The sequence below is a fragment of the Acinetobacter cumulans genome (assembly GCF_003024525.3).
GTDB classification, from domain to species: domain Bacteria; phylum Pseudomonadota; class Gammaproteobacteria; order Pseudomonadales; family Moraxellaceae; genus Acinetobacter; species Acinetobacter cumulans.
This window is the reverse complement of record NZ_CP035934.2, coordinates 2938669-2952127: the sequence shown is the minus strand read 5'-3', so window position 1 is coordinate 2952127 and position 13459 is coordinate 2938669. Positions and strand designations below refer to the sequence as shown.

9 protein-coding genes are annotated in these 13459 nt (G+C 38.4%); 4 read left to right on the top strand and 5 right to left on the bottom strand.

Going from position 1 to position 13459, the window contains the following annotated elements:
• Positions 1-213: 213 nt before the first annotated feature.
• A complete protein-coding gene (locus C9E88_RS13835) occupies positions 214-1740 on the bottom strand; it encodes a fumarate hydratase (RefSeq protein WP_106985152.1) in 1527 nt (508 codons plus the stop codon).
• A gap of 515 nt (positions 1741-2255) precedes the next feature.
• Between C9E88_RS13835 and C9E88_RS13830 the strand changes: the two genes are divergently transcribed.
• Together C9E88_RS13830 and C9E88_RS13825 are read left to right on the top strand one after the other, a co-directional pair.
• On the top strand, positions 2256-2867 hold the full coding sequence (locus C9E88_RS13830) for a class I SAM-dependent DNA methyltransferase (RefSeq protein ID WP_106985153.1): 612 nt from the start codon (positions 2256-2258) through the stop codon (positions 2865-2867).
• A gap of 281 nt (positions 2868-3148) precedes the next feature.
• Positions 3149-4306, top strand: coding sequence for a hypothetical protein (locus C9E88_RS13825; protein WP_106985154.1), 1158 nt, complete (start codon positions 3149-3151; stop codon positions 4304-4306).
• A gap of 51 nt (positions 4307-4357) precedes the next feature.
• Here C9E88_RS13825 and C9E88_RS13820 read toward each other — a convergent pair whose 3' ends face one another.
• Positions 4358-5887, bottom strand: coding sequence for a DNA methyltransferase (locus tag C9E88_RS13820; protein ID WP_106985155.1), 1530 nt, complete (start codon positions 5885-5887; stop codon positions 4358-4360).
• A gap of 180 nt (positions 5888-6067) precedes the next feature.
• Here C9E88_RS13820 and C9E88_RS13815 point away from each other — a divergent pair, with 180 nt between their 5' ends.
• Positions 6068-6409 (top strand): helix-turn-helix domain-containing protein, encoded by a 342-nt coding sequence (locus tag C9E88_RS13815; protein ID WP_106985156.1) that lies wholly within the window; start codon positions 6068-6070, stop codon positions 6407-6409.
• Between the two features lie 91 nt (positions 6410-6500).
• Here the strand turns inward: C9E88_RS13815 and pta are convergent, their stop codons facing one another.
• The 3 genes from pta to C9E88_RS13800 form a co-directional block, all read right to left on the bottom strand.
• The gene (pta, locus tag C9E88_RS13810) at positions 6501-8642 is read right to left on the bottom strand and encodes a phosphate acetyltransferase (protein WP_106985157.1); all 2142 of its coding nucleotides are present in this window, start codon (positions 8640-8642) and stop codon (positions 6501-6503) included.
• Between the two features lie 70 nt (positions 8643-8712).
• Complete coding sequence (locus C9E88_RS13805; protein ID WP_106985158.1) at positions 8713-9930, bottom strand: acetate/propionate family kinase; 1218 nt, start codon at positions 9928-9930, stop codon at positions 8713-8715.
• Positions 9931-10528: 598 nt separating this feature from the next.
• Positions 10529-11794, bottom strand: coding sequence for a glutamate-5-semialdehyde dehydrogenase (locus tag C9E88_RS13800; RefSeq protein WP_106985159.1), 1266 nt, complete (start codon positions 11792-11794; stop codon positions 10529-10531).
• Between the two features lie 301 nt (positions 11795-12095).
• Between C9E88_RS13800 and C9E88_RS13795 the strand changes: the two genes are divergently transcribed.
• The gene (locus C9E88_RS13795) at positions 12096-13427 is read left to right on the top strand and encodes an alpha/beta fold hydrolase (RefSeq protein ID WP_106985160.1); all 1332 of its coding nucleotides are present in this window, start codon (positions 12096-12098) and stop codon (positions 13425-13427) included.
• Positions 13428-13459: the final 32 nt, after the last annotated feature.

Below are 13459 nucleotides of genomic sequence, written 5' to 3'. Positions count from 1 at the left end.
TGAGAAGCAGAGCACGATAGATCGAGGGTTTTATCTTAAATTTCCATCGCATCTTATTCATCTTCCGGCTTATATTTTTATCTGCATTATCTTTTATTAAGCTAAAAAGCATAACAGGTCTTAAATACAGCACAAAGGATTTGGCGATATAAGGCAATAAAAACAGCAGACCAAAAAAAAGCACCCTGTAGGGTGCTTTTTTACTGGACAAAATTATTTTGCAGCAGCGTCAACTACTGGAATTTTACCAATTTTAGCTTGCCAGATTTTTGGTGCAGTTGCGTGTACAGAAGTACCGTTTACGTCAACTGCTACAGATACAGGCATATCTTTAACGACAAATTTGTAGATTGCTTCCATACCAAGGTCTGCGAAAGCAACAACTTCAGCTTCACGAATGGCTTTCGATACTAAGTATGCAGCGCCGCCCACAGCCATTAAGTAAGTTGCTTTATTGTCTTTAATTGCTTCAACAGCAGCAGGACCACGATCAGCTTTACCAATCATACCGAACATGCCAGTTGCTTCAAGCACTTGACGTGTGAACTTGTCCATACGCGTTGCAGTTGTTGGACCTGCAGGGCCTACAACTTCGTCACCAACTGGATCAACTGGGCCTACGTAGTAGATAAACTTGCCTTTAAGATCAACAGGAAGTTCTTCACCGTTGTTTAGCATGTCAACCATACGTTTGTGCGCAGCGTCACGACCTGTATAGATGGTACCGTTAAGCAGAAGCGTGTCGCCTGGCTGCCAAGCGTTCATTTCTTCTTGCGTGATGTTGTCTAGATCTACACGTTTAGACGTTGAAGAATCCCAAGTCACTTCTGGGTAATCTTCAAGTTTAGGCGCCATGATATGTGCAATACCAGAACCATCAAGCGTGAAGTGTGCATGACGAGTTGCAGCACAGTTCGGAATCATACCGACTGGTTTGCCTGCAGCGTGACATGGGTAATCTTTAATTTTGATGTCGAGTACAGTTGTTAAGCCGCCAAGACCTTGAGCACCAATACCAAGCGCATTTACTTTTTCGAAGATTTCGATACGAAGTTCTTCAAGTTTGCTTTGTGGACCGCGACGAAGTAATTCGTCCATGTCGAGTTCTTCCATTAATGCTTCTTTTGCAAGCATCATGGCTTTTTCTGCAGTACCACCAATACCAATACCCAACATACCAGGAGGACACCAGCCTGCACCCATAGTCGGAACAGTTTTAAGAACCCAATCCACGATTGAATCAGATGGGTTAAGCATTGCAAGTTTAGATTTGTTTTCTGAACCGCCACCCTTAGCTGCCACAGTAATATCTACTTTGTTACCAGGAACAAGTTTGTGATAGATCACAGCAGGGGTGTTGTCTTTGGTATTCTTACGACCAAATGCAGGGTCTGCAAGTACAGAAGCACGAAGTACGTTAGAATTTTCTAGGTAACCTTGGCGTACACCTTCGTTAATCGCATCATCTAAGCTCATCGTTAAATCAAATTTAACGTCCATGCCCACTTCAACGAATACGTTAACAATACCTGTATCTTGGCAGATCGGGCGATGACCTTCTGCACACATACGAGAGTTAATTAAGATTTGAGCGATCGCATCTTTTGCTGCTTTGTTTTCTTCACGGTCATACGCACGGCTCATCGCTTGGATGAAGTCTTGTGGGTGATAGTAAGAAATGAACTGAAGCGCATCTTTAACCGATGTGATCAAGTCATCTTGCTTGATAATAGTTGTCATACAAAAATCTCTTGAGCGGGCTGATAGCTAGCGGGCTAAATTATAAGGCAAAAAACTCAAGCTGTGGGTGTTTTGTCTGTGCTTTGGGCGAAAGTTTAATATCTGTACAGGCTTTGGTTTTTTGTAGGTTATTTTCAGCATCAGTTTGAAATATTTAGCTGTCATATTACAGAGAATTTTTGACTTAAATTTAAAATTAAATATTTAAGTTATTGTTTTTATTATTAAAAAATATTATTAAAATTATGACGGCTTTGTCATATAACTGTCATAAAACTTTCGCATAATAAACTCAACATAAATCACAGGTCATAAAGATGACAGTTACAAGTGTTTTGATGGTTGTAGGCTTCTCAATTTATATCGCCGCAACGTGGATGTACGGACAGAAAGAAGATCAAGTTTAAAACTTCATCTTCTTTTTTTATGTCTGCAATTTTGTATTTTATTCTAAAAATAAATTTTTCTGTTCTCGATTTCTTTATACTGATTTAAAAATCCTCTTGGCATTCGTGATGACTAATCAGATGCATCTTGCCCGAAATATTATTGATATTTATAACAAACATGGTCGTGCTTGGACTGCATTGCGTGGTGAATATTTATATGAAAAACAGTGGTTGGATGCTTTTTTAGCCTTATTGCTACAGCAAGCTGAAATTTTAGATTTGGGTTGTGGTTCGGGGCGGCCGATTGCGCATTATTTGATTCAGCAAGGCCATACGATAACTGGCATAGATGCTTCAATTGTGATGATAGACATGGCACAGCGTAATTTCTCTAGTCAAAATTGGCATGTGGCAGATATGCGTACAGTCGAGCTGAATCAACAATTTCAAGGCATTTTGGCATGGGATAGTTTCTTTCATTTAACACCAGAGGAGCAGCGTCAGATGTTTGGGCAATTTGCCAAACTGTCAGCTCAAGGCACAGTACTCATGTTTACAAGTGGCCCAGCAGAAGGTGAGGCGATTGGAGAGATGTTTGGTGATGCTTTGTATCATGCCAGTTTGTCGCAAGCAGAGTATCGGGCATTACTGGCAAAGCATGGCTTTAAAGTGTTAAAGATGACTGCTGAAGATGCTGATTGTGCGGGGCATACGGTGTGGCTGGTGCAAAAGTTATGACGAATTCATACTAAATAGTCGTGCGAAACAATGAGTGGATCTTGAGCGTTGAATATGACGGCTTGTATCAAAAAGTCCAATTAGCAGGAGTTGGGCTTTTGGATAGTGGTTAAAAGAATGATTTTTATAGAATGAAGAGAGAGCATTTTGTATAGCGCGTATTATGTTAATTTTAGAGAAAATTAAGAATATATAAATATTTACATCATGATTGAAGAAAACTATTTCTTGATTTATTGATACTTCAACTATAAGTTCCTCTAATTGCTAGGAGGAAACAAATGAGTTTTAATCAATTACATACAGACTTTGAGAAAAGAAATACTGATTTATTCTTATTACAGCAAAAGCCAGGATTTAGTAAATATATTTTAGTCAGATCTTTAGATAAACAACATTTGCTTAAATTAATAGCCCAGAGAAAACTTTCCCTACCTAAAAAACCAAAACCTGATGATCTTTATCAAGTGATTTATGATTCCACAATTTCCATTCAGGATTTGATTAATTTTATAAGATCGGAATACCCTGCTGTTAAATCTATACGCCAAGATCAAGAACAGTACTTACCTACCATTTTACAAGGATTCACCAGTGTCAAATGTGGTGTACGAAATGATAATTTGAATGATCTTGTGAGTGGATTAGTTCGGGATAAAACTATTCAATCTAAACAAGAGTTAGATACAAGAATACATGACCTTATTAACAATAGTGTTCAAGACTATATTTATTGGCAATACTATAACCAAGCATCTTCTGATCTACTAGAACACATATTTAATGATCATCCGAATGTAATACCAACTCTAAGAAAAATTAAATATGTTGATTTTTTAATAGAGCTGAATGGCAAAATTGTTCCCTTTGACTTAAAGGTAACTCACCTATCAGAAGAGTATTATAATTTACTTAAATCAGGTTTAGTCCCAGCAAATGGAGATGATGACTATGTGGTTGGAGCAAATGTTACAGAAATTCAAGAAATTAAAGAGTTTTATAAGTCAGTAAAAAAGAAATACTCTTTACCAAATTATGGTCAGTTCACAAAGCTTGACTTGATCAATGAACTTAAGAAATATGCATCTGTAGATCCATCTATCAGTACCTTTCTTACAAACATTACACTCAGTCGCTCTCAACTAGTTAAAGAAACAGAACAGAATTTAAAAAAGGCGTGTTGGTGGAATTATAAATATCAAGGTGAAAGATTATTCAAAAATAATAATAGATTTTATATTTTTTTAGCCTATAAGGATTCATATGAAGATCCAAGACCACTGAAAGGAAATCTAACGGATATTAAGCTAAAGGTTGATAATTTAATTAATAATCTAACTTCTCAAAATTTGATGACTATTAAGTACAAATATCAAAAAGATCCAACATTCAATGGGACTTATAAAGTAAATGCCTTGTCAGTTATCGTTATAAAATAAAAAGTAATAATAATTACTTAATATGGGGGAGTTCCCCCCATATTTTTTAATTTATTTCATCCGTTTTAATATTTCTTCAGACATGTTGATTTCACTAAAAATCAGTGAATTTTTAAAGAAATGTTGTATTAGTAAAGAATAATTTTCTGAAAAACTTTTATCAGATTGAATAATCTCATCAAAGCAACTCAATGTCTGATCTTCTGATAGATAAGTAATTTCACGATTTTTATTTACCTTTTTAAAGGTCACTAACATGTCACCTTTAATAGTTACAGCTCTATTCAACTGTCTTGGTGGTAAAGTTTTTTGAGTCATTTCCTCAATATTTTCAATGACAAAGCCACAATCTAAACAAGATTTTATAAGAGCATACCATTCACGTCCTTCTAATGAATGGAATGTAAAAGTAAAGTAACTTTGGAACTTTAAAACCCGATAAATTTCTTCTACTGCTTGCCGAATATCCTTGGCAAAATTAACTTGATCTTTTTCACGCTGTTTACTGTCACTAATTACAATTTCTTCTTGATATTGCACATCAAAATTTAACCAAGTATTCCAAAGGATACTTTGTTCAAAATATGGTACAGAATCTCCATAAGGAAAATCAGTAAAAATATAATCAACAGTTTCATCTTGAATGGTTAATTTTTTTGCATCTCCATTTAAAATGGCATAACCACCATTAGAGCTAACATATAAATCGTTAATATCCTCTACTTTATTAATTCTTCCATTTAAGCTACCTAAAAAGTCTTTTTTCCCATTTAAAACTTTTTTAAATCTATTTTTAAAGTAGTGTAAGACATTGTTTTCTATGTATGTTTCACCTGTATAAAAACCAGTCATCCATGCTCCAGCAGACATAGCCCCTCTACTTTTTATAGGTGGAACTAAGCGTGAGCAATTGGCTAAGTTAGATGTAAAAGCAAATAGAGCTAAATTTCTAATACTTAAATCATCAATTTCTTTTAATTTTTTCCAAATCTTGGTGTGAACTAAAAGTGCTCGTTTAGTAAATAAATGATCTGTATACATACCCTCTTTAGCACTTATTCGACCATTCCGAATAAGTAATGTATTCGGATGTTTCGGAATTTCTATATGACTTTCGATATCCTTAATTTGTTGGAGATCACTATCATCTACATTTTTTTCAATGGCAGCTCTTGAACAATCACAAGAGATTTTGTTCACTAAAAGGACGTCTTCTTTAGTTCTTAAACTAGCTGTGATAGGTGCTGGACAATTACATAGAGGGCATACTGTTTGATATACGGAACCTACGTCTTTTTCTACTTCGGAAAGAATGGCTTCTATTTCAATTTTAAATTTTTTTAAATCTATATCTTGGTTTAACAATTGTTCTTGAATGAAAGTTGCCACAGGATTTAGATCATGACTTATCGCTTTCCTACCTAGTAAAATAGCTTCACAAGCAAACACTCCATACCCAGAGAAGGGGTCAAATACTAAATCATTTACCTTAGTATATTTTTCTAGAAGTCTAGCAAGATCTTGAGGTGGTTTTTTCCCCCAATATTTATGCATTTCATATCTAGGTAATTTTTGTTTCATGGAATTTCCAAACAAATCGTAATTAAAATGTATAATACAATCAGATTTCAAATAAAGCAAAATTTCTATTTTAGAAACTTTGCTTTATTTGAAAAATTCTTAGTTTAAAAAAAATATCTTTTAGAATTTATTTTTTTCTATATATTTATAGTAAATTTATAGGTTTTTTTACTTTCTCTTATGGATAATTTCATTTATCAAACTAATTTAAATTGTGTTTTAGGTCAATTATTTAGCACATATAGATCCAATAGGCAGTTAGACCAATATGAAGCTGCTAATCTTGTTAAAATTAATAAATCTAGTATGTCAAAATTAGAATCTGGACACATGAATTTCAACATTGAACATTTGTTTGTTCTTTGTGAAGTCTATGAAGTTGACTTAAGTGCTGTAATTAATGATTTGCTAGAAACAATCGAAATACTAGAGAAGAATAAAGTTTATGTATTAAAAAATAGTAATATAAGTTTAAATCTACCTGAATTAACACGAAATCAACTTGGTCATTTTATTAAATAAAATAATTTAACATAAATTACTTATACGAAATCCACATAAAAAAACCATCCAATTGTTTAATTAGATGGTTTGGAAAACTGGGTATTAAAGATTATTGAGCAACTTGTTGCTCAGACTGAATAGCAGTGAGGGCAATCGTGAAGACGATATCATCCACCAATGCACCACGTGACAAGTCATTCACTGGCTTGTTTAAGCCTTGCAACATTGGACCTACGCTGACAACATCGGCAGAGCGTTGAACCGCTTTATAAGTCGTATTACCTGTATTTAAGTCTGGGAAAATAAACACATTGGCACGGCCAGCCACTTTAGAGTCTGGTGCTTTAGAGCGACCAACACTTTCTACAGATGCAGCATCGTATTGCAATGGGCCATCAATAAGCAGGTCAGGGCGACGTTGTTGCGCAATACGCGTTGCTTCAGCAACTTTTTCAACATCTGCACCAGCACCCGATGTACCTGTTGAGTAAGAAATCATTGCAATGCGCGGGTCAATACCGAAGGCTTTGGCAGAGTCTGCAGATTGAATTGCAATTTCAGCCAATTGCTCTGCATTTGGATCTGGATTGATCGCACAGTCGCCATATACATAGACTTCATCTGGCAACAGCATAAAGAATACAGAAGATACCAATGAATAGTCTGGTGCAGTTTTTATCAGCTGAAATGCAGGACGTACAGTATTGGCTGTTGTGTGTACGGCACCTGAAACCAAACCATCGACTTGATCGAGTGCCAGCATCATCGTACCCAATACAACGGTGTCTTGTAGCTGTTCACGCGCTTGCAGTTCGTTCATTTTACCTTTGCGGAGCTCAACCATTTTCTCGATATAGTTGTCGCGAATTAAGTCGGGATCAATAATTTCAAGATCGTGTGGTAACTCAATACCACGTGCCTTCGCTACTTCAACCACAACCTCTGGTTTGGCTAATAGCACACATTGAGCAATATCACGTGCTTGGCAAATGGCAGCGGCTTGTACCGTACGTGGCTCATCACCTTCAGGCAATACAATTCGTTTTTTGGCTGCAATCGACTTTTGTACCAATTCATGGCGGAATGCCGAAGGCGAAAGGCGAGGCTTATAAGAGCCATTGATCAACTGAGTAATCCATTCAGGGTCAATATGACTCGACACAAAACGTGTCACTTGCTCGGCACGTTCCGTATCATCGACTGGAATTTCGTTACTCAGCTTCGCTAGTTTTTCGGCGGTGTCAAAGGTGCTGAGCGGGGTATGCAAAATAGGCAAACCTTGCTTGATTGCGGTTTGACAGAAATTTAAAACATTTTCATTGGGCGCATGGTGTTCTGTGAGCACTAAACCAGCCAATGGAATACCGTTACTACTTGCAAGGCTGCTTGCCAGTAACACATCAATGCGGTCAGATGCACTAATAATCAGCTCACCCGCCACAAATTTATGTAGCTCATGCTCAATATTCGATGCAATCAAACTGCTATGTAATACGCGACGTTGTTTGGCTTCGCCTTCGTTAATCCAGTGTGCGGCAATATGCGATGCAAGATCAGACATACGTGGCACACTCAGGGTATTACTAAAAGGGACGAGGCCAATAATTGGAAAGTTTTCAGAACCAATATGTACATTTAATGCTTGTAGCTGATTTGCAAATTGAGTGCTATCGCTAATTAAACGTAAGCTTGGATCAAGTGTTACCGGCACTTGGGCTGCGCTTTCAGGCAGGCCTTTGGTTCGCATGAACAATACACCTGCAGCGCGTGAATTGTTTGCACCGCCAAAAGTACGTACTTGTGTTTCAATTTTTTCAAGTGTTTCTGTAGGATTGCGAATATCAGCCGTACTCACAATCACCACCTTTGCATCGAGTGCTTTGGCAAGATCTGCATTAAGCTCTGAAGCAAAAGCATCACGGTTATTCGGCACTAAGCCTTCAACAATAATCAGATCATGCTTTTTTGCAATTTCACGGTGTAGGCGAACAGCATCTTCTAGCAGTTCATCATTTTCATCATGACTTAAGCGACGTGTAACTTCTGTATAAGCAATCGGTTCAACTGTTTCATTGCTAAAAAGGTGACGGTAAAGCGCAGTTGTGCGATCTGTCGTGCTTTGTGCTTCCTGGGCAAAAGGTTTTAAAAAACCAGCTTTAATGCCTTGGCATTCCAACGCATAAATTAAGCCCAAACATGCGGAGGTTAAACCTACGCTTTCCCCAGTGGGTACAAGTAAAATCGTTTTCATAATGTCAAAATCAAAAAAGCTAAGTTTTAAAATATGTTAAAGCAAGGGCTGAAATGAACACCGAAGTTGCTTATGCAACTTCAGTTTCTGGTTCAGACTTTTTTGTTGTTGGGCGCTCCAATGCTGCCACTACATGCTCTGTTTCTTTGGCAATACGGCCTTCTTCATCGGTTGGAACGACCCAAATTTGTGGGCCTGTACCTGCATCAATACGTCCTTCAGTGCCACGTTTTAATGCATTGTTATTTTCTTTACTCAAGTTAAAACCGAAGTGTGGTAAGTATGCCAAGGTTTTTTCACGAATGAGTGCTGAGTTTTCACCAATCCCACCTGTGAAGAACAAGCCATCAATACGTGGTAAGCCACAGCTCAGTGCTGCTAAAGATTTGGCTAAACGGTAGCAGAAGACTTCAATTGCAAGTGCTGCATCTTCATTGCCTTCATCTGCCGCTTCAATTAGCGTACGCATGTCGTTGGAAAGGTCAGATAAGCCAAGTAAGCCAGATTGGCTGTTTAGCATTTTATCAATTTTATAAATATCCCAGCCTAAGTTTGATGCTAAGAAGCTATGGATACTTGGGTCGACATCACCACTACGTGTGCCCATCACCACACCTTCAAGAGGAGTGAGACCCATAGAAGTATCTACAGATTGGCCATTCCAAATTGCACAGGTTGAACTACCATTACCTAAGTGTGCTGTTAACCAACCACCTTGTTTGAAACTTCCTGCAAGTTGAGAGCCACGTTCTGATACATAAGCATGACTGGTCCCATGGAAGCCATAACGACGTACGTTATGCATGGTGTAGAGGAATTTAGGCAATGCATAACGGTATGCATGCGACGGCATAGTTTGGTGGAATGCTGTGTCAAATACCGCAATTTGCGGCAAGTGCGGGAACAAACGCATAGTGGCATCAATACCAACCAAATGCGCTGGGTTGTGAAGTGGTGCAAGTGGCGTTGCTTCACGAATACGTTCAATAATTTCAGGTGTCAGTAATTCAGCTTTGGTAAGTGTGCCACCATGTACAACACGGTGACCAATCGCTTGTGGGTTGTGATGTGCTAAGCGCTCAAGAATGGTTTCTAGTGCCTTTTCATGATCAGCATTTGGAATAGACAGTTCAAGTGCTTCACCACCAGTGGTAATTCCTTTGATTCGAGCTTCAGGTGAGCCTAGGTTTTCCGCCAAACCGAAAATACGGTCTTCACGACGTTCAGAAACCAACGCATATTTAATTGAAGAAGACCCGCAGTTAATTACTAATACTGATGTAGACACGTTTTTCTTACCCGAATTCTAATTAAATTACTTATCCATTTTGTGATCTGAACACATTGAGCTGCGTTGTAGATCAGTAATAATGATGTTTTATCATGTGTTTTTTTTTAGTCCTAGATAGACTTTAGGAGATTAGACTTAAGCACTATCGACCCCATGTACAATTATAATTAAAATTTATCAGTTGATAGTTTTCATTTATTAATAAAATACTCTGTTCAAGAAAAATACACTTAACGCGATAAAATACAGGCTAAAATTTATCTTTCTCTTTTTAAATTAGATTAGCACGAATTTTAAGCTTATTTAGCTTTAAAACTGTATGTAATTGTTGCATCTAATTTTTTAATTCTATTAAATATTTTTTATAAACAGTAGTTTATTGATTTAGATTGCAGGTCTTGTACTTGTGCTCACTCTGAATTGTGGGTGTTTTTATAGATTCTTCATACGCCACAAATTGTACTTGCAGGCTGAATACCACAGTTGTTCTTTGTGAATATATCTTCAATATGCTTATTCATTCTTTTATATATATAAATCCCCGCAGCAGATGACTCTACTGAGGGGATGAAAAGATTAAACTGATGAGTTCGTTTTATTGACGGATTTGACCATCGCCAAACACAACCCATTTTTGAGAAGTTAAGCCTTCTAAACCAACAGGGCCACGGGCATGGATTTTATCTGTAGAAATACCAATTTCCGCACCTAAACCGTATTCAAAACCATCGGCAAAACGAGTGGAGGCATTAATCATCACTGAGCTTGAATCTACTCGCGCAAGGAACTGACGCGCAAGGCTGAAGTTTTCAGTGATAATCGCATCGGTATGATGTGAGCCATATTGGTTAATATGGTCAATTGCTTCATCCATCCCAGACACAATTTTGATGGCTAAAATTGGGCCAAGGTATTCTTCATACCAATCTTCTTCACTGGCTGGTTGAACTTGATCCCCTAAGATGCGACGTACATTTGGGCAACCACGGAGTTCAACTTGCTTTTCTGCATACAATTCGGCAATACGCGGTAAAAATTCATCAGCCACTTTTTCATCGACCAACAAGGTTTCCATGGCATTGCATACGCCGTAACGGTGTGTTTTGGCATTGAGTGCAATTGGCAAGGCTTTTTGTAAGTCTGCTTGCGCTTCTACATAAACATGGCAGTTACCATCTAAATGTTTAATCACAGGAATGCGTGCATCATTGGTAATACGTTCAATCAGTCCTTTACCACCGCGTGGCACAATCACATCAACATATTCGGACATGGTAATGAGCTGACCCACCGCCTCACGATCTTTGGTTTTAATGACTTGTACACAAGACTCAGGTAAACCCGCTGCTTTTAAGCCATGTTGAATGGCCGCAGCAATTGCTTGGTTGGATTCCAAGGCTTCTGAACCACCACGTAAAATAATGGCATTACCAGACTTAAGGGCCAATGAGGCTGCCTCTAAGGTTACATTCGGGCGTGATTCGTAAATCATACCGACAACACCGAGCGGTACGCGCATTTTACCCAGCTGAATACCCGAAGGGCGGTAAGCCAAATCTGTAATTTCGCCAATGGGGTCTGTCAGACCAATTACATCTTTCAGGCCATGTAGCATGCCTTTAAAGCGTGTGGGGGTAAGTTCTAAGCGATCAAGAAGCGCACTGTCTAAATTGTTGTTGTGTGCTTTAGCCATATCATTTTTGTTGGCTGCCAAAATTTCCGCTTCATTGTTTTCTAAAGCAGTGTAAATAGCAGATAACGCATGATTTTTAATTTGGGTAGACGCACTGGAAAGCACGCGGGATGCTTGACGTGCTTGCTGACCTACCGTGTGCATATATTGTTCAATAGACTCTTGCATAGCGCTGTGATCACATAAAAATTACCCTTTGATATTAGCAGTCTATCTGTTCGCAAAGAAGTCTCAAGAAGAAAAAACGTGTGAAACAGTCGTGTTATTCACATTTTGAAAATGTTTTTCACTTGAAAACAGATGAGTGGTGCAAGAAGCAGTTGCTTGTAAAAACATCTCCTGTATAGAATGAAACATAAACGACATTGACGTCTGATAAATTCGCGACAGAGCAGGATGCTTGAAGCAAGCAGAGATCTCTAATTGATTTCTTGCACAATAAAAATAAGCAAGGATGGAGGAAAGGAATATGAATTCCGTTATCCAAATGGAACCTGAAGTACAGGCAAGTACGCATTACGGTTTCTTTGATTTATACGACCGCAACAGCTTTAAACAACCACCACGTACGACTTGGATCGATGGTTGGAAAGTCGAATATATGGCCATCGCTCGTGCAGATACCTTACATCGAACACCAATGGTCATTATTGGTGGGGCTTTTCAAAATTTTAATTCTTATAAATATTGCGTTGAACAATTGTTTGATGCAGGCCCGATTATTCTCATCGACTTACCTTCAATGGGCGCTAATCAACAAATTACCAATGTCGATACAGGCGTCTCTGCAGGCACTTTAGAATTGGAAGACCTTGCTGGCATGCTTGGTACGTGGTTAGATCTGGTACACATGCCTAAAGTGGCTGTATTGGGGATGTCTTTGGGATCAGTGGTGGCATCCTGTTTGGCACATCAGCGTCCAGATGTTGTAGAGCGCATGATTTTGATGGGGGTGATGCAAAAAACCCGTAAAAGCTGGCGCATGCTATTGGAAGAATCCTTACATCTTATGAAAGAACAGCGCATGGATGAGTTTGGCCAAGCGGTGATTTTGTATTTGGTGAACCATGCCAAAATGGATTTAACCCGAATGTCGCCGACAGCGAAGCGTTTGTTCTTCCGTCAAATGGCAGAGTTTACGGCCACAGAACAAGAGCGTTATGACATTAACTGTAATCGCTTACTGCGCTTAACCAATGTACCAATTCCTGAATGTGATGTTTTAGTTGCATGTGGGCAATATGATAGTTTTACCTTGCCTCATGAAAATGCCAACTTCGCATTGCAATGTCCAAATATGCAGTTTGCGATGATTGCCAATGCAGACCATGTTCCTCAGTTACAGCGCCGTAAAGAAACCATGGGCTTATTTGCAACCTTTTTGCGTGGGGAGTCTATTCAGTCTTTAGATGGCATTATCCCAATGACACGTGAGCAAATGACGCAGATTGATCGTCGTGGTGAAGCGCGTGTGACCGTACATCAAGCGGATACAGTCTTAACGCATCGCCATTCGGATTTATGTTTAGAAACTACAATTGTTGATCTGAATTACTTTGGTGTATTACTCACTTTGCAAACTGAGCAGGCAGTTGTGCAAGCAGCACAATATCCTCGTGATTTGGCACTGCATTTAGAAGATGAAGAAGGCCCGTTTCAAATTGAATGTTTGATTTTTGAAACTGAGCAGCATGAAATTCGCGCCTTATTTAAGCATGGTAGTTTTGATATTGCTGAGCGTTTACTGCGTTTTATTCAGCGTCAAAAAGTTCAAGTGGCGTTATTGGATGAGGTCTGCTAATTCACTTAGTATGCTTATTCCAAGTAAAAAAA